The organism is Aureimonas phyllosphaerae, assembly GCF_900113065.1.
GTDB lineage: Bacteria > Pseudomonadota > Alphaproteobacteria > Rhizobiales > Rhizobiaceae > Aureimonas > Aureimonas phyllosphaerae.
Map to the genome: position 1 here is coordinate 19,847 of NZ_FOOA01000009.1, position 21,804 is coordinate 41,650.

General features: G+C 68.8%; 18 protein-coding genes. 6 read left to right on the forward strand and 12 right to left on the reverse strand.

Annotated features, from left to right (window positions below; translation table 11 throughout):
* Nucleotides 1-50 precede the first annotated feature (50 nt).
* Nucleotides 51-935, reverse strand: coding sequence for an acetylglutamate kinase (argB, locus tag BM175_RS12305; protein ID WP_055891933.1), 885 nt, complete (start codon nt 933-935; stop codon nt 51-53).
* A gap of 197 nt (nt 936-1,132) precedes the next feature.
* On the opposite strand from argB, the gene BM175_RS12310 reads away from it, so the two are divergent.
* The gene (locus tag BM175_RS12310) at nt 1,133-1,948 is read left to right on the forward strand and encodes a hypothetical protein (protein WP_139224617.1); all 816 of its coding nucleotides are present in this window, start codon (nt 1,133-1,135) and stop codon (nt 1,946-1,948) included.
* A 39-nt stretch (nt 1,949-1,987) separates the two neighbouring features.
* Here BM175_RS12310 and BM175_RS12315 read toward each other — a convergent pair whose 3' ends face one another.
* From BM175_RS12315 to BM175_RS12325, 3 genes are all read right to left on the reverse strand, one after another.
* A complete protein-coding gene (locus BM175_RS12315) occupies nt 1,988-4,606 on the reverse strand; it encodes a response regulator (RefSeq protein ID WP_090963460.1) in 2,619 nt (872 codons plus the stop codon).
* 111 nt (nt 4,607-4,717) lie between these two features.
* Complete coding sequence (locus BM175_RS12320; protein WP_090963463.1) at nt 4,718-5,899, reverse strand: fumarylacetoacetate hydrolase family protein; 1,182 nt, start codon at nt 5,897-5,899, stop codon at nt 4,718-4,720.
* A 107-nt stretch (nt 5,900-6,006) separates the two neighbouring features.
* On the reverse strand, nt 6,007-7,461 hold the full coding sequence (locus BM175_RS12325; protein ID WP_090963465.1) for a phospholipase D-like domain-containing protein: 1,455 nt from the start codon (nt 7,459-7,461) through the stop codon (nt 6,007-6,009).
* A gap of 262 nt (nt 7,462-7,723) precedes the next feature.
* Here BM175_RS12325 and BM175_RS12330 point away from each other — a divergent pair, with 262 nt between their 5' ends.
* Nucleotides 7,724-9,367, forward strand: coding sequence for a flagellin N-terminal helical domain-containing protein (locus BM175_RS12330; protein ID WP_175526847.1), 1,644 nt, complete (start codon nt 7,724-7,726; stop codon nt 9,365-9,367).
* A 99-nt stretch (nt 9,368-9,466) separates the two neighbouring features.
* Here the strand turns inward: BM175_RS12330 and BM175_RS12335 are convergent, their stop codons facing one another.
* The 7 genes from BM175_RS12335 to BM175_RS23235 all read right to left on the reverse strand — a co-directional run bounded on the left by BM175_RS12335 (nt 9,467) and on the right by BM175_RS23235 (nt 14,391).
* Nucleotides 9,467-10,831: an esterase-like activity of phytase family protein gene (locus BM175_RS12335; protein WP_090963468.1), complete on the reverse strand. Its 1,365-nt coding sequence runs from the start codon at nt 10,829-10,831 to the stop codon at nt 9,467-9,469.
* Between the two features lie 93 nt (nt 10,832-10,924).
* On the reverse strand, nt 10,925-11,089 hold the full coding sequence (locus tag BM175_RS22725) for a hypothetical protein (protein ID WP_175526848.1): 165 nt from the start codon (nt 11,087-11,089) through the stop codon (nt 10,925-10,927).
* A gap of 60 nt (nt 11,090-11,149) precedes the next feature.
* On the reverse strand, nt 11,150-11,572 hold the full coding sequence (locus BM175_RS12340) for a Fur family transcriptional regulator (protein ID WP_090963470.1): 423 nt from the start codon (nt 11,570-11,572) through the stop codon (nt 11,150-11,152).
* A gap of 97 nt (nt 11,573-11,669) precedes the next feature.
* The gene (locus BM175_RS12345) at nt 11,670-12,614 is read right to left on the reverse strand and encodes a metal ABC transporter substrate-binding protein (protein WP_090963472.1); all 945 of its coding nucleotides are present in this window, start codon (nt 12,612-12,614) and stop codon (nt 11,670-11,672) included.
* Between the two features lie 24 nt (nt 12,615-12,638).
* Nucleotides 12,639-13,511, reverse strand: coding sequence for a metal ABC transporter permease (locus tag BM175_RS12350; RefSeq protein WP_090963474.1), 873 nt, complete (start codon nt 13,509-13,511; stop codon nt 12,639-12,641).
* Entirely contained in the window at nt 13,508-14,272 is a 765-nt protein-coding gene (locus tag BM175_RS12355; RefSeq protein WP_090963476.1) for a metal ABC transporter ATP-binding protein, read from the reverse strand. The genes BM175_RS12350 and BM175_RS12355 overlap by 4 nt, the downstream gene beginning before the upstream one ends.
* Entirely contained in the window at nt 14,269-14,391 is a 123-nt protein-coding gene (locus BM175_RS23235) for a hypothetical protein (protein ID WP_280141110.1), read from the reverse strand. Before BM175_RS23235 ends, BM175_RS12355 begins: the two co-directional genes overlap by 4 nt.
* A 95-nt stretch (nt 14,392-14,486) precedes the next feature.
* On the opposite strand from BM175_RS23235, the gene mdoH reads away from it, so the two are divergent.
* The 4 genes from mdoH to BM175_RS12375 all read left to right on the forward strand — a co-directional run bounded on the left by mdoH (nt 14,487) and on the right by BM175_RS12375 (nt 19,656).
* Nucleotides 14,487-16,424 carry a glucans biosynthesis glucosyltransferase MdoH gene (mdoH, locus tag BM175_RS12360; RefSeq protein WP_090963478.1) on the forward strand — a complete coding sequence of 646 codons (1,938 nt, stop codon included), beginning with the start codon at nt 14,487-14,489 and terminating at the stop codon, nt 16,422-16,424.
* A gap of 13 nt (nt 16,425-16,437) precedes the next feature.
* Complete coding sequence (locus BM175_RS12365; RefSeq protein ID WP_090963481.1) at nt 16,438-17,271, forward strand: bifunctional allantoicase/(S)-ureidoglycine aminohydrolase; 834 nt, start codon at nt 16,438-16,440, stop codon at nt 17,269-17,271.
* A gap of 43 nt (nt 17,272-17,314) precedes the next feature.
* Nucleotides 17,315-18,343 (forward strand): aldo/keto reductase, encoded by a 1,029-nt coding sequence (locus BM175_RS12370; RefSeq protein ID WP_090963483.1) that lies wholly within the window; start codon nt 17,315-17,317, stop codon nt 18,341-18,343.
* A gap of 131 nt (nt 18,344-18,474) precedes the next feature.
* Nucleotides 18,475-19,656, forward strand: coding sequence for a sensor histidine kinase (locus tag BM175_RS12375; protein ID WP_090963485.1), 1,182 nt, complete (start codon nt 18,475-18,477; stop codon nt 19,654-19,656).
* A gap of 36 nt (nt 19,657-19,692) precedes the next feature.
* Here BM175_RS12375 and treS read toward each other — a convergent pair whose 3' ends face one another.
* Nucleotides 19,693-21,759, reverse strand: coding sequence for a maltose alpha-D-glucosyltransferase (treS, locus tag BM175_RS12380; RefSeq protein ID WP_090963487.1), 2,067 nt, complete (start codon nt 21,757-21,759; stop codon nt 19,693-19,695).
* Between the last annotated feature and the right edge of the window lie 45 nt (nt 21,760-21,804).

Here is a 21,804-nt window from a genome sequence, read left to right on the forward strand (position 1 = left end):
GCGAGTGCGTTGCAGCAACAGGCGGGTCGCCCCGCCCCGTCATCGAACCGTCAGGGAACAATGAGCGTGCCGGCGCCGTGCTCGGTGAGGAGCTCGAGGAGCACCGCGTGCAGGACCTTGCCGTTGAGGATGACGACGCCCTGGACGCCGCGCTCGATCGCCTCGATGCAGGTCTCGACCTTCGGGATCATGCCGCCCGAGATCGTGCCGTCGGCGATGAGCGCGCGCGCCTGCGCCACCGACAGTTCCTTGATCAGCTGGCCGTCGCGATCGAGAACGCCCGGCACGTCGGTGAGGAAGAGGCAGCGCGCCGCCTGGACGGCGCCGGCGATGGCGCCCGCGAACGTGTCGGCGTTGATGTTGTAGGTCGCTCCGTCGCGGCCCGGTGCGACCGGCGCGATCACCGGGATCATCTCGGAGCGCGCGAGAAGGTCGAGGAGCGTGCGGTCCACCTCGACCGGCTCGCCGACGAAGCCGAGGTCGAGCACGCGCTCGATGCGCGAATCGGGGTCGACATAGGTCTTCTTGGCCTTCTCGGCGAAGACCATGTTGCCGTCCTTGCCGCACAGGCCGATCGCCCACTCGCCCTCGGCGTTGATGAGCGCGACGATCTCCTTGTTGATCGAGCCGGCCAGGACCATCTCGACGATCTCGACCGTGCGCTGGTCGGTGACGCGAAGGCCGCCCTCGAAGCGGCTCTCGATGCCCATCTTGGCGAGCATCGCGCCGATCTGCGGCCCGCCGCCATGCACCACGATCGGGTTGATGCCCGACTGCTTGAGAAGCGCGATGTCGCGCGCGAAGGCCCGGCCGAGCGTCTGGTCGCCCATGGCATGGCCGCCGTACTTCACCACCACCGTCTTGTTCTCGTAGGCCTGCATGTAGGGCAGGGCTTCGGCGAGAAGGTTGGCCTGCATGGCGGCGCTGTCGGTCATGGAGCGGCTCCCGGCGGGGTCGTGGTTCGGTGTCGGCGCTCTGCCTAACCGTGATTCGTGACAGGCTCTAGACCAGGTCGCCCGGCAAAAGAAGGGCATCCCGCCGCGGCCACGCGCCGGACGGGTCGGGATCAACGAAGGATTAAACTTCCAATTGCAATTCTACGCCGGACCGAAGGGGGCCGGGAATCGAGACGATGCCGACGAAACGCATGCGCAGTCGGCCATCGAGGGCTCTGGCCACCCTTGCCGCGCTGTCCGGATTTCAACTCGGAAGCGTGGAGGAGGCCACGGCGGGCGCCTGGACGCTCGAGAAGGGGCGGGGCCTTGCGATCGTCTCGGCCGGCGGGTCAGAGGCCAGGGGCGCCTTCGGCGACAACCGACGCCGCGCGCCCGTCTCGGGGTTCCGAAAGGCGGAGATCCAGGTTCTGGCCGAGTACGGCATCACCGACCGATTCACCCTACGCGGGCGCACTGAAGTCCGCCATCTCAGCTTCGAGGCGCGCGATGGAGAGACAGGGCTCGGCGTGTCGGAGATCGGCGGCCGGTTCCGCCTGGTGCAGCGCGGCGGCGTCGTCGCTTCAGCGGAAGCCAACCTTCGCATCGCAGAGGCCGATCCGGCGCTCGATCCCGGCGGCGCAGGGCTGCTCGCCGGCGAGGTCGAGGCGCGGCTTCTGGCCGGCTACGGCTTCACGATTGCCGGGCGCGACGCCTTCGCCGAGGCGCAGGGCGCCTACCGGACGGCCGGCGGGCTGACGGCCGACGAGATCCGTGCGGACCTCACGCTCGGGATCCGGGCGCGGCCCGACATCCTCCTTCTGGCCCAAAGCTTCTCGGTGGTTGGGCTGCCGGAGGACGGCCTCGAAGGCTTCGACCAGCACAAGCTGCAACTCTCCGGCGTCTACGATGTCACCCCTGCCATTTCGGTGCAGGCCGGCGGGTGGAGCGCGGTCGCGGGTCGCAATGCACTCGACGAGCACGGCCTTCTCGCCGCGCTCTGGCTGAAGTTCTAGCGCGTTGGCCGGCCGCGCGAGGCGGCCGGGACGGGCCTCTCATGCCATTTCGCGCTGCGCCTCGAGGACGCTCGCGATCGCCGCCTCGAGATCCTCCATGCCGTAGGGCTTCGGCAGGATCGTCACGCGCGGGTCCTCGCCGGGCGTCACGCCCGCGACATGGCGGTCGCCGGTCGCGAACACGATGCCGGTGCCGGGCTTCACCTTTCGCGCCTCGTCGGCAAGCTCCGTGCCCGACATGCCCGGCAGGTTCACGTCGCTGACGAGAACGTCGAAGGGCACGGTCTGGATCGCGGTGAGGGCGTCCTCGGCGCGGCCCGCCTCGAAGACGACGTAGCCGAGGTCCTTCAGCATGTCGGCCGTGTTCATCCGGATCAGGCCGTCGTCCTCGACCAGAAGCACCGTTCCCTTGCCGGTCGGCTCGGGCTTCGGGGCCGCGGCGCCGAGACCGCCGGTCTTCACCGTCGGCGCGTCCGCGGCGGCGGGCGCGAGCGCGGGGCCCTTGAGGGCCGCGCGGCGCGCGCCGTTCGCCTGCGCCTGGTTGGCGAGGACGTGGCGGAACTTCCGCGCCAGTGCCTCGCGCGTGTAGGGCTTCGACAGGAGCTGCACGCCGGCATCGAGCCGGCCGCCGTGGACGATCGAGTTCTCGGTGTAGCCGGAGGTGAAGAGCACGGCGAGACCGGGCAGGCGCTCCTTCGCCTTGCGGGCGAGCTCGGGGCTCTTCAGCTTGCCGGGCATCACGACGTCGGTGAACAGGATGTCGATCGGAATGCCGCTTTCCACGACATTCAATGCCGACTGCGCGTCCACCGCCTTGAGCACGCGGTAGCCGAGGTCGGTCAGCATCTCGACGGCGGTGGCGCGCACCTCCTCGTCGTCCTCGACCACGAGCACCGTCTCGGTGCCGCCGGTCACCGGACCGGTGTCGACCGCGATCTCCTGGTCCTCGCTCTGCGTCGAGCGCGGCAGGTAGAGGCGGATCGTCGTGCCCTGGCCGACCTCGGAATAGATGTTCACGTGGCCGCCGGACTGCTTCACGAAGCCGTAGACCATCGACAGGCCGAGGCCGGAGCCCTTGCCCTCAGCCTTGGTGGTGAAGAACGGCTCGAACACGCGCTCGATGACCTCGGGGCTCATGCCGGAGCCCGTGTCGCTGACCGCGAGCATCACGTACTGGCCGGCCGCCACCTCGTGCCGGCGCGCATAGTCGTCGTCGAGATGGGCATTGCCGAGCTCGATCGTCAGCTTGCCCTGGCCCTCCATCGCATCGCGCGCGTTGATGGCAAGGTTCAGAAGCGCGTTCTCGATCTGCGTCGGGTCGATGAACGTGTTCCACAGACCGCCGCCGAAGACGGTCTCGACCTCGATGCCCTCGCCGATCGCGCGCCGCAGCATGTCGTCCATGCCGCGCACGAAGCGCGTGACGTTGACGACCTTGGGCTCCAGCGCCTGGCGACGCCCGAAGGCGAGGAGCTGCGCGGCGAGCTTGGCCCCGCGCGAGACGCCGGCGAGCGCGTTGCGCACGCGCGTCTCGGCCCGCTCGTTGCCGGCGATGTCCTTCAGGAGAAGCTGGAGGTTGCCCGAGACGACCTGCAGGAGGTTGTTGAAGTCGTGCGCGACACCGCCGGTCAGCTTGCCGACCGTCTCGAGGCGCTGCGAGCGGTTCAGCGCGGCCTCGGCGGCGCGGCGCTCCTCGACGGCCTGCGCGACGCGATGCTCCAGCGTCTCGTTCAGCTGGCGCAGCTGCTCCTCGGCGCGCTGGCGATGGCGGATCTGGCGCTCCAGGACGCTCGCGTGCTCGCGCAATTGTTCCTGCGCGAGGCGCTCCTCGGTGACGTCGGTGTGGACGCCGACCCACTCGCGCAAGGCTCCGTTGTCGTCGAGGATCGGCACCGCGCGGATCGCGAACTGGCGCCATTCGCCGGAGGCGACGCGCACCCGGTGCTCAAAGATGAAGGTCGAGCGCGTGGCGACCGCCTCGTTCCAGGCCGCGACCGTCGCGTCGGCGTCTTCGGGGTGCACGGCGGCCGCCCAGCCGAAGCCCTCGTACTCGGCCTGCGTCTGACCGGTCAGCGCAGACCAGCCCGGCTGCTCGCCGCTCATGCGCCCTTCGGCCGAATTGGTCCACAACGTCGAGTGGATGGCGGCGACGGCGGCGCGGAAGCGATCGTTGGAGCGGCGCAGCCCCTCGCGCTCGGTGCGCTCGATCACCGTGCACAGGACGCCGCCGATCCCGCTGTTTCCATCGCGGATCGGAGTGTAGAAGAGGTCGAACACGACGTCGCGCAGGGCGCCGTTGCGGTGGAGGCGCATCGGCTGGTCGCGATAGGTCTCGGCCCGGCCGGCAAGGCCGGTCTCGAGGACCCTGCGGTTCCAGTCCCAGATTTCCGGCCACACGTCCGGCACCGTGCCGCCGAAGGCCGCCGGGTGCTTGTCCCCGGCGATCTCGCGGTAGCCGTCGTTGTAGACCATCACATGGTCGGGTCCCCACATCAGGACCTTCGGGATCTGGGAATCCAGAACGGTGTCGACCACCGCCGACAGGGCCGCAGGCCAGTTCGCGCGGGGGCCGAGCGAGGTCGCCTGCCAGTCCGTCCGGTCCAGAAGCGCGCGCGTCGTGACCGAGGCCTCCGGCTGAAGGTCGAGCGCTGCGCTCATGCTGGTGGTCCCCCGGTCCCTGGCGCCGCGAGGCGGCCTTTGAAGCTAACGCGTTGACATGCCGTCAAATTGCGGCTCCCGCAAGGCCGTTCGTGCAACGGGCCCCGCGGTTCAGGCCCCCCGGCCGAGCCATCCGCGTGCCGCCAGATAGTGCATCAGATCCGTGATGCCATAGCGCCAGGGCTGCGCCTTGTCGGTGTGGGTGACGACGTTCTCCAGGCGGCCGAGGCGCGGCGAGGCGATCGAGACGCGGTCGCCGACCTTGTGGGTGAAGCCCTTGCCGGGCGCGTCGCGGTCCTCGACCGGCGCAAAGAGCGTGCCGAGATAGAGCATCATGCCGTCGGGATACTGGTGGTGGCGTCCCAGCGCCTGGCCCGCGAGATCGGCCGGATCGCGGCTGATCTCGCGCATCGAGGAATGGCCCTCGAGCCGGTAGCCATCGTCCGCGCCCTCGACAGTCAGCGTCAGTTCGGCGGTGCGCACGTCATCCAGCGTGAAGCCGTCGTCGAAGAGGCGCACGAACGGGCCGATCGCGCTCGAGGCGTTGTTGTCCTTGGCCTTGCCGAGAAGGAGGGCCGAGCGTCCCTCGACGTCGCGAAGGTTCACGTCGTTGCCGAGCGTCGCGCCGACGATCTGCCCCTTCGAGTTCACCGCGAGCACCACTTCGGGCTCCGGGTTGTTCCATTCCGAGGACGGCAGGATGCCGATCTCCGAGCCCCAGCCGACGCTCGACAAGACCGGCGCCTTGGTGAAGACCTCGGCGTCCGGCCCGATGCCGACTTCGAGATACTGCGACCAGTATCCGCGCTCCTGCAGGATGCGCTTCACCTCCGCGGCCTTGGGCGAGCCCGCCACGACGTCGGTCAGCGCCCCGCCGATCACCTCGCCGATCTCGCCGCGGATCGCGGCCGCAAGGCTGAGGTCGCCCTTGGCCCGCTCCTCGATCACGCGCTCGATCATCGAGCGGGCGAAGGTCACGCCACAAGCCTTCACCGCCTGAAGGTCGCACGGCGCGAGAAGCACGGCGCTCGCCTCGCGATCCGGCCCGTTGCGGCGGCTCGCCTCGACGACCGCGGCAAGATCCCATTCGCGCCCGCCCGTCGCGGAGCGAAGGGCTCCGACCGGATCGGAGAGTTCCAGAAGCTGCGACAGGGTCGGGGCGGCACCGCTTACCTCCACCAGCATCTGCCCGCGCACCGCGACGAGGACGGGACCGCCGGTCTCGGGATCGAAGAGGCGGCCGACCAGCGTCGCATGGGCCGCGTCGTCGGGAAGAAGGGAAAGGGAGCTCATGTCGTCCGTCCATCGCTTGCGGGCGAATCACCCGTCGGCGGGGAGGGGACGCCAGAACCGCCGTCCGGCGCAAGCGTGCGTCATGCTGCGTTGCGAAAGACGCGTCCTCACCGGCGTCGCGCGAGCGAGGCCAGCTTGTCGCGCCAGCCGACCGGACGCTCGGGATCGGCCACGTCGGATTCGGCCAGCGCCTCCTCGGCGGCGGTGAGGGGGCGCATCGGCAACGGCTTCAGCCGCGCTTCGCCGAGTTCGTCGACGACGCGCGCGAGCCGCCCGCGATGACGCTCCAGCGCCTCGCGCAGCGTCTGCGGCGAGACGCCGAGATGCTCGGCAAGCAGCCCGTCGCGCTTGGCGAGAATCATGCGGCGCGTCCCCTCGTCGCCGCTGCCAGCCTCGATGAGGAGGTCGCATTCGGTGTCGTAGCCCATGGACCGGTTGTTGAGGTTGGCCGAGCCGAGCTTCAGGAGGCGGTCGTCCACCACCATGACCTTGGCATGGACGTAGATCGCCGAGCCCGCCTCGTTCACGGGAAAGCGGATGCGGAACCGGTCGAAGCGGTCGGCGCGCTTCAGGAGGCGCAGAAGGCTGATGCGCGCCGTGTCCATCGCCTTTGCCTCCAACCAGCCGTCGGCCGTGTCCGGGTTGATCACGACGATGTCGGGCCCGTGCGGCTCGGCGAGGCGCTCGGCGATCGCGAGCGCGATCTTGCGCGAGGCGAAGTACTGGCTCTCGATATAGAGATTGTCGCGCGCGGCGCCGATCGCGGCGAGCGTCGCCCGCTCGATCTCGGCGACCTGCGGCCGTGTGCCGTATTCGGGCGCGGTGCGCGCGATCCCGATGCGGACGGCCTCGAGATCGACGGCGAGCCCCTCCGGCCAGATCGCATGCGCGCCGGCCAGCTGCGACAGGGTTTCGCCGGTGGCCTGCGTCCACCGATCGCGCGCCAGCTCGGCAAGGGCTTGGGCGGCTGGTCCGGTGACGCAGCTCGTCGCATCGTGCCAGGGGCCGAGCGGCGCGCCGCGCGGCGAGCGTCGTCCGGGGCGGTTCTCCTCGTGCTCGCGCGTGTCCCAGCGCCCGGTGGTCATGTCGATGCCGCCGCAGAAGGCGATCGTCTCGTCCACCACGAGGAGCTTCATGTGATGGGCGCCGAGCGGGGGATGGGCGCCGTCGAGCTTGAGGCGCACGCGACCGCCCATCATCCAGTTCAGCATGAAGACCGGCGTCTCGCTGCGTGCCAGCGAATTGAGGAGGCCGAGGTCCCATTTCAGGATGCGCACGTCCAGATCGGGACTGCGCTCGGCCAGCCAGTCGAGGAGCGGTCCGATCCGGTTCGGCCCGTCCAGCGTCTGGCGCTCGGGCTCGATCTCGATGCGCGCGTCGAAGTCCCAGCCGACGAGGAGAATCGAGTGACGCGCGGCCAGCATCGCCTGCTTGGCGTGGTAGAAGAAATCGGCGGCATCCACGATCATCGAGAAGCGCTCGGCGCGCGCGATGCGCCAGCACGTCTCGCTCTCGCGCAGGAACGCGCCGCCGCCCGCTCCGGCCTCGTCCGGTTTCGTCATCACGCGGCCCCGCTCCGTGCCAGTCCTTGGTCCCCCGTCCGAAGATGGAGGGGCACCCGCCCGCGCCAACCCGCAGGGAGGGGCGATGCCTCGATCCGAAAATCTCCGCCGTTATACCTTTGTTCAATCTCGACGGCTAGAACAGGACCTGCAGCAGCGAACGAGCCGGCCCAAGCGCCCCTCCCGCCAGGCATGATGCCGATGTTGCCCGACGGTCCCGACCGTCATGTCCCAACAGTTTGTTTTTACGGGACAACTTCACATGACCTCGATCAACTTCAACGCCGCTGCTACTTCCGCGCTGCGTACCCTTCAGTCGACAAATACGTCGCTCAACAACACTCAGAACCACATCTCGACCGGTCTGAAGATCGGTGAGGCCAAGGACAACGCTGCCTATTGGTCGATTTCGACGACCATGAAGTCGGACAACAAATCGTTGTCGACGGTCAAGGATGCCCTTGGTCTCGGATCGGCCACGGTTGACGTCGCCTACCAGGCGATGAATGCAGCGCTCGATGTTCTCAACGAGATGAAGTCGAAGCTGACGGCGGCTACCCAGGACGGCGTGGACAAGCCGGCCGTTCAGGCCGAACTGGCCGAGCTTCAGAAGCAGCTCAAGTCGATCGCGAGCTCGGCCACGTTCTCTGGCGAGAATTGGCTGTCTGTCGACTCCACCTCGTCGAACTACAGTGCGACCAAGCAGGTCGTGTCTTCCTATACCCGTGACGCGAGCGGTGCCGTTTCGATCGGCACGATCAGCATCGACACGTCGTCGATGGTGCTGATCAACAACGGCGTCAGCAAGGAAGGCATTCTGGACGGCGGCGCGACCGGCAACACCGGCACGGGCGGTATCTCTGCCGCTACGAGCCCGACCACTGGCGCTGGCTCTGCGACCTCAGGAACCGATAACACCGGTGCCATCACCGCGCGTGCTGCCACGGTGGCAGCAGATGCGTACTCGGTTGTCGTCAAGATCGACGGCGTGACGAAGACCTTCACTGGCACGCTGACCGGAGAGACCTTCACCGCTGGTGCTGCGACCGCGACCGAAATCGCCACGGCCATCAAGAACAAGCTGACGGCGGACTCCGGTTTCGCAGCGCTCGGAACGGTCGATTATCCTGTTGCCGGTACGCCCAGCGACAGCCTGACCTTCACCTCCCGCACGACCGGCGCCAACAGCAAGATGGAGTTCACCAGCCTGACGATCGGCGGAGCCGCCATCACGACGGCTGGTGCCACCGGCACGGATGGTGTCAATGCCAAGGTGACGGCAGGCGCGGCGTTCGCTTCGGCCAACAGCCTGACGCTCGACAACAACGACGTGTTCTCGTTCGACATCACCGTGGATGGCGGTGCTGCGACGCGGGTGAACATCACGAAGGATCTTGTCTCTTCGGTGCTCGGCACCAAGGACGGTAAGATCACGACGGCCGGCGATTTCAAGACGATCCTCGCCAAGGCTGTCAGCGTTGCGGGTCTCTCGAATGTGGTGGTCGATCTGACCGGCTCCACGATCACGCTGCAGGGTGGTGCTTCGTCGATTGCCATCTCGAACGTCAACGCCAGCAAGGGAGCTGACCTGACGTCTTACGACATCACCAGTTCTTCGAAGGCTGATCTGGCTACCCTGATCAGCACCGTGAACGCGGCTGCAAAGGCGATCACGTCTGCTGCTTCTACGCTGGGCAGCGTCACGGCGCGCATCGATCTTCAGAAGACGTTCGTGCAGAACCTGATGGACACGATCGACAAGGGCGTCTCGGGCCTCGTCGACGCGGACATGAACGAGGAGTCCACGAAGCTCCAGGCTCTGCAGGTCAAGCAGCAGCTCGGCGTGCAGGCCCTGTCGATCGCCAACCAGTCGGCGCAGAACGTCCTGTCGCTTTTCCGCAGCTAAGAACGGGGACCCTGACGGGGCCGTCGCCTCCGGGCGGCGGTTCCCGGATGGGAGAAAGGGCTCCCGGACCGTCTGGTCCGGGAGCCCTTTTCGTTGGTCTCAACGGGCGTTCAAAAACTCGCCCGCCTCGATCAGCACGAACTCGTTGTCGTCGGCGCGGTCGAGGGCGCGGCCGGCGGAATAGGGGAAGTTGTTGTCGTTGGCGACGACGATATGCCTGTCGTCCACCCGGTCGACGTTCTCGATCGTCACGAAGGGCATGTCGTAGACGCCATTCTCCGTGCCCTGGCGTGCCTTTCCGTCCGGGTCCTTCACATCCATCAGGTCGAGATAGCCGACCTTGCGCACCGGCTGGCCGACATTGGCGTCGCTCATCTCGATCTTGTAGATGCGCTTGAGCTTGGCGGGCGTTGCGAAGCAGTCCGGCTTCGGCTCGCCCGTGCAGCCTTGCGCGGCGCGGCCCGCACCGTTGTCGCGCTCGATCACGAGGGCGGTGGTCGCGTCCAGCATGTTGAAGTCGCCGATCGCCACGCCGTCTTGGGCAAGCGGATAGATCCAGGAACGGCCGGTCCAGTCCCCCTTCGCCGTGTCGAACTCGATGACGCGAAGACCGGTCCGCCCGTCCGCGACGGTCTCGACCTTGCCGTCGGTGTAGAGCGGGCCTTCCAGGAGCGCATAGAGTTGCGCGCCGTCGGGCGAGCGGGCGAGGCCCTCGAAGCCGCCGGAGCGCTTGAGGTTGAAGGCCGGCATCGGCTTGGACGGATCGGCCGGCAACTGCAGCACCGGGTTGTCGGGCGACACGACCTTGGTCTCGCCGACCCGCGTCTCGTGGACGCTCTGGAGCCGGCCCTCGCGATCGAACTCGAGGAGCCAGGGTCCGAATTCCTCGCCGACGAAGAACCCATCCGCGACCGGTTGGATCGATTCGACGTCGAAGTCGGCGCCCGTCAGATAGCGCTTGTCGGACCCCTCCATCGCGATCGGGAAGGGCGCCTTGCGATCGGGATCGGACAGGAACACCGTCTCGCGGCGGTCGACGGTGCCCATGTCCCAGTCGATCGCGATGTGGTGCAGCATCAGCATGGCGTCGCTCGAGTTCGCCTTGGAGCCGAACCCGTTGTCGGAGAGCGTCCAGAACGTGCCGTCGTCAATCCGGCGGATGCCGGAGAAGCCCTGCACGGCCTGACCCCCGAGCGGCAGCAAGACGCCGGTCGGGCGTACGCCGTCCTTGCCGGGCACGGTGCCGAGGGCGTCCGCGCGGCGGCGGTCGGGCGTCGTGAACTTGCCGGCCTGGCGAAGGTGCGCGGGGGCGTCGGCGGGGGCGGCGACCTGCGTATCGGCGGGCAGGACGGCCTGCGCGGACAGGGTCGCCGGAAAGGCCCGACCTTCGGCGTCCTGAGCCTGCGCGTGGGCGGCGGTGCCGAGGGCGAGGAGCGCGAGGCTCGCGGTGAAAAGCGTCTTCATCGGTGTCGGTTTCCTGTTGGCCGGACGGCCGGGAAACCAACCCAAAAGCATGACAGCCGCACGACGAAGCGGTGACGCCCAGATGATGGATCGTCAGTCGCGCCGTGTGTCCGGCTCGCGACCGCCCTCCTCGACGGGGGCCGGCTCGGGCACCGTCCCGGCCTCCTCGCCGGGCAGCGGCCGATCCTCGTCGTCGCCGCGGCGGCGGATCTCCTCGATGTCGGGGGTGATGGGGCTCGCGCCGGGAACTCGGCTCATGGACGACCTCTGATCGCGTTCGAGGACGCCAAGTGCCGTCCGGCCGTCATGGTTCCCGCCTCAGGCGCAGGCGGCGCACAGGCCCTTGATCTCGACCGTCGTACGCTTCGGGACGAAGCCGCGCTCGCCGGCCCAGCCGGCGAGGCGTGCCTCGACCGCGGCATCGGCGAACTCGGTCACCGCGCCGCATTTCTCGCAGATCGCGAAGGCCGTGAGGGCATGGGCGCAGGCGTGGGGATGGGCGCAGGCGACGAAGGCGTTGAGGCTCTCCAGCCGGTGCACGAGCCCGGTCTCCAGAAGCTTCTCCAGCGCGCGGTAGACTTGGGGCGGCGCGCGCAGCCCCTCCTCGCGCAGCGCGTCGAGGATGGAGTAGGCGCTGAGCGGCCCGTCCGCCTGCTCCAGGATGTCGAAGACGAGCTTCTGGTTGCGCGTCAGCGCCTTCTCGGCGCCGGCCGTATGAGAGTGGTGATGGTCGTGGCTCACGCTCGATGGTCTCCCGCAAGACTGTGCGCAACCCGCGCGTCCCGCCCCTGATATGGCGGCGATCGGCACCCGGCGAAAGGGTGCCGATCGTCTCGGCTCAACTTGTCTTCAGCGCCTTGGCGAGTTCGCCGGCGTTGTGGCGGAACATGTCGAGATAGGTCGGGGCCGGGCCGTCCGCCGCCGACAGGCTGTCGGAAAAGAGCGACCCGCCGATCTCGGCGCCGGTCTCGGCCGCGATCCGCTCGATGAGGCGCGGGTCCGAGATGGTCTCGACGAACACGGCCCGGATCTTCTCGTCGCGGATCTGGTCGATGATGCGCGCGACGTCGGCCGCCGAGGCCTCGGCCTCCGTCGACACGCCGTTCGGCGCGATGAAGGCGATGTCGTAAGCCTTGCCGAAATAGCCGAAGGCGTCGTGCGAGGTGACGACCTTGCGCGCCTCGGCCGGCACGTCGTCGAGCTCGGCGCGGATCTGCGTATCGAGCGCCTTCATCTCGGCGATATAGGCCGCGCCGTTCGCCTCGTAGTCGCCGGCATTGGCGGGGTCGGCGGCCTTCAGGGCCTCGACGATGTTGCGGGCGTAGATCTGGCCGTTGGAAAGGTCCTGCCAGGCGTGCGGGTCGTTCGGGCCGTGGCCGTGGCCGGCATGGTCATGGTCGTGGTCGTCGTGACCTTCGTGCTCCTCCTCGGAAAACGCGATCGGGGTCACGCCCGTGGCCGCCACGGCGGTCCTGCCGGTGAAGCCGGACGTCGCGACGAGGCGCGGCAGCCAGCCCTCGAACTGCAGGCCGTTGGTGACGAGGAGCTTCGCGCGTCCCAGCGCGCGCGCGTCGGCCGGCGTCGGCTCGAACACATGGGCGTCGCCGCCCGGACCGACGAGGGTGGTGACGGCGACGTGGTCGCCGCCGATGCGGCTCGTCATGTCGCCGAGGATCGAGAACGAGGCGACGACGGGCAGGGGCTCCTGCGCCTGGGCGATGCCGAGCGACAGGAGGGTGGCGGCACCGGCGGCAAGACCGAGAAACAGACGGCGATGGATCATGGGAGAGTCTCCGGTTGGAGGGGGTCAGCCCGCCACCAGTCCGCCCCGGAGGGCGCGGGCGGCGAGGCTGTCGATGCGCCCGACGAGAACCGACAGGGCGTAGAGGGCGCTCGCCGACAGGATGATCGCCGGCGAGGCGGGAAGGCTGAGATGATAGGAGGCGAGGAGGCCGGCGACGGAGGACAGGAGGCCGACGAGGATCGCGACCATCATCTGGCCCGGCACCGATTCGGCCCAGAACCGCGCGGCGGTCGCCGGCAGCATCATGATGCCGACCACCATCAAGGTGCCGAGCGCCTGAAAGCCGCCGACGAGATTGAGGACCACGAGCGCCACGAAGCCCATATGGACGACGCCCCCCCATCCGCCGACCGCGCGCAAGAAGCCGGGATCGAGGCATTCCACGACCAGCGGCCGGTAGATCGCGGCGAGCGCCAGCATGGTGAGCGAGGCGATCGAGGCCATCAGGAAGAGTGCGGCGTCGTCGAGCCCGAGCACGGTGCCGAAGAGGACGTGGAGGAGGTCGATGTTGGAGCCGCGCACCGAGACGAGGAGGACGCCGAGCCCCAGCGAGAACAGGTAGAAGGCGGCAAAGCTCGCGTCCTCGCGCAAGGTCGTGTAGCGCGACACGAGACCGGCGAGAAAGGCCACGGTGAGGCCCGTCAGGATGCCGCCGAGCGTCATGGCGAAGAGCGAGAAGCCGGCGACGAGGAAGCCGACCGCCGCGCCCGGCAGGATGGCGTGCGCCATCGCGTCGCCGACGAGGCTCATGCGTCGCAGCACGAGGATCACGCCGAGCGGGCAGGCGCCGAGGCACAGCGCGAGGCACCCGGCGAGCGCGCGGCGCATGAAGGCGTAGTCGGCGAAGGGGGCGAGCGCGAGGTCGTAGAGGCTCATGCCGCGCGGCTCCGAAGAGCGTCGGCCTGCGTGTCCAGACCTTCGCTGAGCGCTTGGGCCCGCGCGAGGTTGGCGTGGGCCAGCGCGTCGCCCGTCGGGCTCCAGGCGACGCGCTCGCGCGCGAGCAGCAGCGTCTCGGGGAAGTATTCGCGCACGAGGTCCATGTCGTGGAGGACCGCGATCACGGTCCGCCCCTCGCCGTTCCAGCGCTTCACGAGGTCCATGAGATCGCGCGTCGTACGCGCGTCGATCGCGGTGAAGGGCTCGTCGAGAAGGAGGAGGCGGGCGTTCTGGAGGAGAAGGCGTGCGAAGAGCGCGCGCTGCAGCTGGCCGCCCGACATGGTGCCGATCAGCCGGTCCTCCAGCCCTTCGAGGCCGACGGCGGCGATCGCCGCCTCCACCTCGCCCGTGAGGTCGCGGCCGACGCGCCCGAACGGGCCGGTGCGCCGCCAGAGGCCAAGCGAGACGAGGTCGAGGACGCTGATCGGGAAGGTTCGGTCGAGATCGCCGACCTGCGGGAGGTAGCCGATGTCGCGGCGGCGGACGCCGTCCACCCGCACCTTGCCGCCGGCGGCGCGAACCGAACCCATGATGCCCTTGAGAAGGGTCGACTTGCCCGCCCCGTTCGGACCGACGACGGCCGTCATCGAACCCGGCGCGAAGCGGCCCGACAGGCCGCGCACGGCCGGGCGCCGCCGGTAGGCGAGCGTCAGGTCGCTGAGTTCGACGGAGGGCGCGACGGCCGAAACGTTCGCCTTCACGCCGCGACCGCCCAGGCAACGACGCCCCAGAGAACCAGCGTTGCCAAAAACGCGACGGCAAGCCGCTCGAAGGCTGAGCGCCGCAGGACGGACGGGGTGCGGGAGGCGATGGGCGGCATGGATCACGCGACGGCTTGAGGCGATGCGAGTGATATAACATTACATTTGCCGGGAGCAACCCGCTTTCGAGATCGCCGGCACCGACGCCTCCACGATGCGACGGCCAAAGAGCCGGGACTCGGCTTTGCCCGCGTCCGCGCCACATTCACGACGCGATGACAAGCGAGGCAGCAAGCGCTATGACGCGGCGCACGCGCTGCGACTGAAGCGTCGGCGTACATCCGCGCCAGAATCGGAACTTGAGATGGCTTTGGGCAGACTCCTCTTCGCGCTCACCGCCCTTGTGCTGGCGGCGCTGGCCGGCGTCCTTTTTGCGGTGGTCATCACCGCCAACGGCACGACCTGGCTCCATGTCATCCAGATCGTGCTGCTCGCGATCTGCTGCGTCTGGCTCGCCTGGGGCTTCAATACGGCGGTGACGGGCATCCTGTTCGGCCGGACGCGCAAGCGCGAGCGCCGCACCGGCCTGCCGCCCGCCTCGCAGCACAAGACCGCGATCCTCGTGCCGGTCTACAACGAGGACGCCGGCGCCGTGATGGCGCGGGTCGCCGCGATGATCGAGGGGCTGCGCTTCATCCGCCGGATGGACAATTTCGTGTTCTTCGTCCTGTCGGATTCGACCAAGCCGGAATGCGTCGCCGACGAGAAGCGCACGATCCTGAAGCTTGCGGGCGAGCTCGAGACCGGCTCGATCCTCTTCTACCGCAACCGCGTCAAGAACACGAACCGCAAGGCCGGCAACATCGAGGACTACGTCACCAATTACGGCGGCGCCTACGAGTACATGATCGCGTTGGATGCCGACAGCCTGATGCGGCCGGAGACGCTGGTCGAGATGGTGGCGCGTATGGACGCCGACCCCGAGCTCGCGCTGCTCCAGACCCAGCCGCTGATCATCGGCCGCAAGACGCTGTTCGGACGCGCGCTGCAGTTCTCGGCCGCGCTCTACTCGCCGATCTTCTCGCGCGGCATCGCCGCCCTCCAAGGGCGCGAGGGTCCGTTCTGGGGCCACAATACCATCATCCGCACCCGTGCCTTCGCCGACTGCTGCGGCATGCCCAAGCTCTCGGGCACCCCGCCCTTCGGCGGCCTGATCCTCTCCCACGACTTCGTCGAAGCCGCGCTCCTGTCGCGCTCCGGCTGGAAGGTGCGTCTCGACCCCGACCTCGAAGGCTCCTTCGAGGAAGCGCCCGCCAACATCATCGAATACGCCAAGCGCGACCGGCGCTGGTGCCAGGGCAACCTCCAGCACGGGCGGCTTCTCGGCGCGCCGAACCTGAAACTCTGGAGCAAGGTGTCGATGGTGTCCGGCATCATGGCCTATGCGGCCTCGCCGATCTGGCTCCTGTTCCTGATCGCCTCGATGCTCGATCCGGTTCTGGCGCCGGCGCCGAACTACTTCCCCGCCGACAGCCTGTTCCCGGTCTTCCCGACGCCCGAGACCGGCAAGGCGCTGCTCCTCCTCCTCGGCATCTTTCTGCTGCTCCTCCTGCCCAAGACCCTGATCGCCTTCCACACGGCGATGTCGCGCCGCGCCTCGCGCTTCGGCGGCGGCTGGGCGGTGCTGCTCGGGGCCACCTGCGAGCTGATCCTGACCAGCGCGCTCGCCCCGATCATGATGCTGTTCCAGTCGAAGGCGGTCGCCGAGATCCTGATGGCGCGCGACAGCGGCTGGCCGGCGACCGAGCGCGAGGACGAGGGCCTGCCCCTGTCGGCGGCGTTTGCGGCCAGCTGGTGGATGATGATCGCGGGCGCCGTTCTCGGCACCGTCGCCTACGTCTATTCGCTGCAGCTCTTCCTCTGGGTCTGCCCGATCGCGATCCCGCTCTTCCTCGCGCCCTTCTTCATCTCGCTGACGGGCGATCCCGGCCTCGGCGAAAAGGCGCACAAATTGTCGATCTTCGACACGCCCTTCGAGACCGATCCCGAGCCGGTGATCCGCGCCGCCGCCGTCTGGCACGCCCGCCTGTCGGCGAGCCCGGAGGAGCGCAAGGACAAGGTCGAGACGGCCGGCGTGCCGCAGCCCGCCTGAGGAGGCGCCCGTCATGACGTCCGACAACCGCACCTATCACGCCGTGCGCGGCGGGCTGCCGCCGCAGACCCAGCTGACACGCCAAAGCGCCGTCTTTACCGACGCCTATGCCGTGATCCCCGGCGGCACGATGGCCGACATCACGGCGAGCGCCCTGCCGTTCTGGGAGGGCACGCGCGCCTGGATCATCGCCCGGCCCTTGTCGGGCTTCGCCGAGACCTTCTCGCAATATGTCATGGAAGTGCAGCCGGGCGGCGGCAGCGACCGGCCGGAGCCGGACGCCGGAGCCGAAGGTGCGCTCTTCGTCACCGAGGGCGAGGCGACGGTCACCGTCGACGGCACCGAGCATGCTCTTGCCACGGGCGGCTTCGCCTTCCTGCCGGCCGGCCGGGCCTGGCGCTTGCGAAACCGGGGCAGCGTGCCTGCGCGCTTCCACTGGATCCGTAAGGCCTATGAAGCCGTCGACGGTCTCGGCGCGCCCGATCCGGTGTTCTCGAGCGACGCGGCGGTCGCCCCGTCGGTGATGCCGGAGTGCGGCGGCGTGTGGGCGACGACGCGCTTCGTCGACCCCGCCGATCTGCGCCACGACATGCATGTGACGATCGTCACGCTGCAGCCCGGCGGCGTGATCCCGTTTCCCGAGACGCACGTCATGGAGCACGGTCTCTACGTGCTGCAGGGCAAGGGCGTCTATCTCCTGAACCAGACCTGGGTCGAGGTCGAGGCGGGCGATTTCATGTGGCTGCGCGCCTTCTGCCCGCAGGCCTGCTATGCCGGCGGGCCGGGCCCATTCCGGTATCTGCTCTACAAGGACGTCAACCGGCATCCCAAGCTGCGCTGGCGCTGAACAATCCGCATCGAGGCGGCGGGGGCCGCCAGGGGAGGGGACCATGAAGGCATCTGACAAGCGACATCTGAAGCGGGCCGGGGTCGAGGTGACGGCGCTCGGCATGGGCACGGCGCCGCTCGGCGGGCTCTACACGCCGGTGGCGCTCGCCGACGCGCGCGCCGCCATGCAGGCGGCCTGGGAAGCCGGCATCCGCCATTTCGACACCGCGCCGATGTACGGCCTGACGCGCTGCGAACACCTGACGGGCGAGCTCCTGCGCGAGGAGGCGCCGGATTCCTACGTCATCTCCACCAAGGTCGGGCGCCTGATGAGCTTCGACCGCCCCGGCCGCCAGCTGCCGCCCGAAGGGCCGAAGAACGAGTTCGATTCGGGCTGGAACAGCGGCCTCTCGTTCCGCGAGATCTTCGACTACTCCTACGACGCGATCCTGCGCTCCTACGACGACTCGCGCCAGCGCACCGGCTGCCCGAAGCTCGACATCCTGTTCGTGCACGACATCGGCCGGGTCACCCACGGCGAGATGCACGACCACCACTGGGGGGCACTGACCAAGGGCGGCGGCTTCCGGGCGCTGGAGGAGCTGCGGGCGGCCAAGCTCATCGCCGGGTTCGGCCTCGGGGTGAACGAGAACGAGGCGATCCTCGACGCGATGGAGGAGACCGACCTCGACGTCTGCCTCCTGGCCGGGCGCTACACGCTGCTCGACACTTCGGCGGCCGACAGGCTCCTGCCGAAATGCGTCGAGCGGGACGTCTCGCTGGTGGTCGGCGGCGTCTTCAATTCGGGCATCCTCGCCTCGTCGTCGGGGCGCAAGAAGTTCAACTATGTCGACGCGCCGGCCGAGATCATCGAGAAGGCCGACCGCCTGCGGGCGGAATGCGAGGCGTTCGGCGTGGCCCTGCCGGCCGCCGCGATTCAGTTCCCGATGCGCCACAAGGCGACCGGCAACGTGGTGATCGGCGCGAAATCCGCCGACCAGGTCCGCCAGAACGTCGCCTGGTTCGAGCAGGCGATCCCGAACGAACTGTGGCAGAGCCTCGAAGACAAGGGTCTCGTCGCCGCGGCCTGAATGGGGCGGCGCCCGGTTGCCTTGCGCGCCGGGCGCGCCACCCTTGGAATCAATAGACGGCTGCGCACCGTTCCCGCCGAGGGGCGGGTCGTGCCGGGCAAGACCGGATCGGCCGGCAGGACGGAGCGCGAATGGAGATCGAAGAGGCCAAGGGCCCGGCGCGGCGCGACGAGCTCGCCTATCGGCTGAAGCAGCAGAAGCTTCTGGCCGAGTTCGCGCGCCTCACGCTTCAGGCGCAGGACCAGGCCGCCCTGTTCCAGGGCGTGACGGAGCTGTGCGCGCGCGGTCTCGAAGCGCCCTACTGCAAGATCCTCGAATATCGGCCCACCGAAGACGACCTCCTGATGCGCGGCGGCTGGGGCTGGGGACCGGGCGAGGTGGGCGTCGCGACGCTCGGCGCCGATCTCGAATCGCCGGCCGGCTACGCCTTCCACACCGGCGAATCCGTCCTCTCGAACCACCTGACCGACGAGACGCGCTTCCGCACGCCCAAGCTTCTGGCCGACTACGGCATCCGGCGCGCGGTGAACGTCCTGATCGATCGCGGCGGGCGCCAGCAAAGGGCGTTCGGCGTGCTGGAGGTGGACAGCCCCGACGCCGGCGACTTCGACGCGTCCGACGTCGATTTCCTGTCGGGCTGCGCGCGCATCCTCGGCGCGGCGATCGAGCGGGTCGAGACCGACCGGCACCTCAAGGAGGCGATCGAGACGCAAGGGATGCTGACGCGCGAGATGAACCATCGCGTCAAGAACAGCCTCGGCGTCGTTGCCGGCCTCCTGCGCGTCAACTCCAACGTCGTCGCCGACCCCAAGGCGAAGGCCGCGCTGGTCGACGCGGAAGCGCGGATCATGACGATCGCGCGCGTCCACGACCACTTGTGGAAGGGGGCGAGCGTCACCGAGGTCGACCTGTCGACCTTCCTCGACGACCTCTGCTCGCAACTCGGCTTCGCGACCGCGGGGCTCGAGATCCAGTGCCGCGCCGACGCGGTGGTGGTCAGCGCCGACAAGGCGATCCCCGTCGGCCTCATCGTCAACGAGCTCGTCACCAACGCGGTGAAATACGCCTACGACGAAGGCCAGCCCGGCGTCGTCGAGGTCTCGCTCTGGCAGAAGGGCAGCCGCGCCATGGTGCGCGTGCGCGACCGGGGGCGGGGCCTGCCCGACAGCTTCGACCTCGAGGCCGCGCGCAAGAGCTTCGGCATCCGCGTGATCCTCAGCCTGGTGCGCCAGCTCGACGCCGAGCTGACGGTCGAGAGCGTGCCGCGCGGCGCCTCGTTCCTCCTGTCCTTCGACCCGGTCACCGGGTCCTGAGGCGACGACGGGCCCGCCGGAGCGGGCCCGGAGCCGTTAGAGGACGGGCAGGGCGCCGACGATGCGCAGCGACAGGCCTTCCCATGGGTCGAGCACGATGCGCAGCTCGCCGTTCTCGGTGAGATCGCCCTCGATCGTCTCGTTGATCATGTCGACCACCGGGCCGGAGCGCACGTTGGGCAGGATCACGGTCTCGTCCACCGGATCGCGGCCGAAATTGAGGGCGGTGACCTGCGTGCCGCGCCCGTCGGGCAGCTCGTGCACCATCAGGAGAAGGCCCGGCGTCGTCACGTCCGGGATCATCGTCTGGCGGCTGGCGGCGATGCCGTAGGCCTCGCGCACGGCGAGCAGTCGCTTCAGCTGCGAGGCGAAGGAGCCGGGCTGGCCGAGCTGCTCGTTGATCGGGCCGTAGAGCGCGCGCGCCCGCGGCAGGCCCTCGGCCGACGTCGGCGCCTCCGGGTTGAGGCCGATGAGGTCGTAGGCGCCGCGCTCGATCCAGCGGGTGTCGCCGTCCTGCATGTGCTCGGCGACGGCTTCGGGCGGCAGCGGCAGCGCGCCGACGAGATCCCAGCCCGACAGGGCGAAGATGCCCGGCTGGAAGGCGTTGTACATGGCCATCAGGAGATGGCCGCGCTGGATCTCGGCCGTGTCCTCGTCGGTGATCGCCGAGAGATCGGTGATCCCGAGCGCCGCTGTGACGACGCTCGCCGAGGTGCAGGCGATGCCGTTGGTGACGAAGCGCAGGTTATACGGCGCGTTGGTGCCCGACAGCTTCTCGTACATCGTCTCGCGGATGCGGGTGCGCAGCGTGCGGCCCTGCCAGGTCTGGCCGCCGAACGTGTAGATGTCCTCCGAATGGAGGGTCCAGAAGTGGACGAGCTCGGTGGTCAGCTCGTCGTGGTTCTGCATGGCGTGGATCAAGGAGGCCGGGTCGATGCCGAACTCGTGGACCATGCGCAGCATCATGCGCAGGAACTCGGTGTCGCCGGTCAGGAGCGCGTGCTGGTAGGCCGGCCGCGTGATGAAGTCGTAGGAGAGGTCCGCGCCGCCCTTCGACATCGAGGCGATGTCGTCGACCGTGAGGTTCAACTCCTGGAACGAGAAGCCGCCGGCCTTGCGGACCATGCCGGCGAGAAGCGCGTTGCCGGTGACCGACAGGGGATGGCTTTCCGACCAGGCGGGGCCGTCGAGCCGCTTCTCGACGCCGAGGAAGCCGTTGGCGTCGAGGCGCAGGCCTCGCGCGCCCATCTGGTCGATCGAATGGAGCGCGTCGCCGATGATCATCTGCTGGGCGGCGAAGGTCGGATCCAGCCAGTTGAGGCTCGGCTGCCCCTCCTTGAAGTAGTGGAGATAGACCCAGCGCCGCGTCACGCCGTCGACGCCGGTGACGGGGCCGGTGGCGCTCCAGTCGGTTTCCTTGACGCCCGGCTCGAAGAAGATGACGCGCTGCAGCTGGCCGACGATGTAGCCCTTCTCGCGCAGGGTATCGACGGTCGGCGGCGACAGGTTCACCGCGTCGCGCCCCTCCGGCACCGCCGGGAGCAGGCCCCAGTCCTCCTCCGGGATCGCCACCATGTGGTAGAGGCCGGGATAGGACGAGTGGTTCATCTCGGCGAGGCGGAAGTCGACGCCCTTGCCGGTGTGGGCCGGGATCACGTCGTCGATCACCACCGCGTTGTGGGCGGCGGCCATGCGCGAGATCGCGACGAACTCCTCGGCCGTGCCGAAGGACGGGTCGATGTCGAAGCCGATGCGGTCGAAGTTGCCGTCGATCGTCGGCGTGTAGCGGCCATCGCGCCAGCCGCCGGCGCGCTTCGTCGGTCCGGTATGGATGCCGCGCACGCCGATCGAGGAGAGCGCCGACCAGAGCTGCTGGTCGCCGAGCGTCGCCAGCACCGTCTCGCCCGGCCGCGTGACGATCGAGGCGGGATAGGCGGTGAACCAGACGGGCGCGACGGCCGAGGCGATGCGCGGGCGCGTTTCGGCATAGGGACGCTGCCAGAAGCGGCCCTGGCCGCCGTAGTTTTCGGCGAAGCGGCGCGCCTGGTGCAGCATCGAGGTTTCGACCATCTGGTCGACCGTTGCGGTGTCCGGTGCGCTCATCGAGGCTCTGCCCTTCTGGTCTCTCGTGTCGCAAGGCCGGAACGC